Source organism: Streptomyces sp. NRRL S-378, assembly GCF_000720645.1.
Classification (GTDB): Bacteria; Actinomycetota; Actinomycetes; order Streptomycetales; family Streptomycetaceae; genus Streptomyces.
Map to the genome: position 1 here is coordinate 1 of NZ_JOBX01000186.1, position 861 is coordinate 861.

Here is an 861-nt window from a genome sequence, read left to right on the forward strand (position 1 = left end):
ACCACCGACATCTCCACCTCTCTATTCGTCGGCAGCGTCAGATGTGTATAAGAGACAGGCCCTGGACCTCCCGCCGGGCGGGACGGCCCAGGGACTCCCCCGCCCGGCGGGCGGGACGGCCCGGTGCCGGCCCGGGGCGGGGACGGGTGGTGGCCGGCCGGGGCGGGGACAGGTGGTGGCCGGCCGGGCGGCTGGTGGCCCGGCCGGTGGACCAGCCCGGGCAGAGCTTCCCGCCGACCGGTGGACTCACCCGGGCAGAGCTTCCCGCCGGTGCGGAGTCCGGCCGGGCGGAAGGGCGGCCGGGCGGTGTCCTGCCATGCGGGAGGCCGTCCGGGGGCAGCCGGGGATCCCTGGGGATGGCGGCGGGGGCGTGGGGCGGGCCGGGCGGCAGGGCGTTGCGGATGGCCGGCGGGGAGCTTCCCCTCCGGGCGGGAGAGGAAGGGCTCGGGGCCCTTCGCCGTGCGGCGGGGACCGGCCTGGGCTGACCGGGCGGGGGCCGGGCGAATGGACCAGCCCAGGCAGAGCTTCCCGCCGACCGGTGGACCCACCCGGGCAGAGCTTCCCGCCGACCGGTGGACCACCCGGGCAGAGCTTCCCGCCGGGCGGAGTCCGGCCGGGCGGGAGGTCGGCCGGGCGGTGTCCTGCCACGTGGGAGGGCGGCCGGGGTGAGACGGATGGCCGGGGATGGACGGAGACCCCTGCAGATGGCCGGGCGGGCGGGGATCCCTGGGAATGGCCGGCGGGGTTCCCTCCGGGCAGGGCGGGAAGGGCTCTGGGCCCTTCGCCGTGCGGGGGGGGGGTGACCCGGGGCTGACCGGGCGAGGGCCGGCCGGGGCTGACCGGGCGAGGGCCGGGTAGGGC

General features: G+C 79.2%; 1 protein-coding gene. It reads right to left on the minus strand.

The features are described 5' to 3' along the window. Positions 1-37: 37 nt before the first annotated feature. The gene (locus IH80_RS45190) at positions 38-250 is read right to left on the minus strand and encodes a hypothetical protein (protein ID WP_158943866.1); all 213 of its coding nucleotides are present in this window, start codon (positions 248-250) and stop codon (positions 38-40) included. Positions 251-861: the final 611 nt, after the last annotated feature.